The sequence below is a fragment of the Candidatus Kosakonia sp. 282A-S69 genome, assembly GCF_029433855.1.
Classification (GTDB): domain Bacteria; phylum Pseudomonadota; class Gammaproteobacteria; order Enterobacterales; family Enterobacteriaceae; genus Kosakonia; species Kosakonia cowanii_A.
This window is the reverse complement of record NZ_JAROAU010000005.1, coordinates 202,764-202,997: the sequence shown is the minus strand read 5'-3', so window position 1 is coordinate 202,997 and position 234 is coordinate 202,764. Positions and strand designations below refer to the sequence as shown.

1 protein-coding gene is annotated in these 234 nt (G+C 75.6%); it reads left to right on the top strand.

Annotation, left to right across the window (positions count from 1 at the left end; genetic code table 11):
- A partial coding sequence (locus tag PU683_RS21915; protein ID WP_431190971.1) for a hypothetical protein occupies positions 1–234 on the top strand: 234 nt, incomplete at both ends.

Below are 234 nucleotides of genomic sequence, written 5' to 3'. Positions count from 1 at the left end.
ATAGCCGCAGGTGGGCGGCACGGGGATGGTGGGCGTTCGCCGCACGCCTGCTCGCGCTCGCCCTCGCCCTGTCCCTCGTCGCGCCCGCCGCCGGCCTCGCCGCCGACGTCGCGTACCACGATGGCGGCGGCAGGCACGTCACGGAGATCGCGAGCATTGAGGCCGCGCCCGACACCGGCGCGACCGACCCCGGCATGGCCTGCCACCTCCATTGTGGCTGCCACCAGGCGGCAC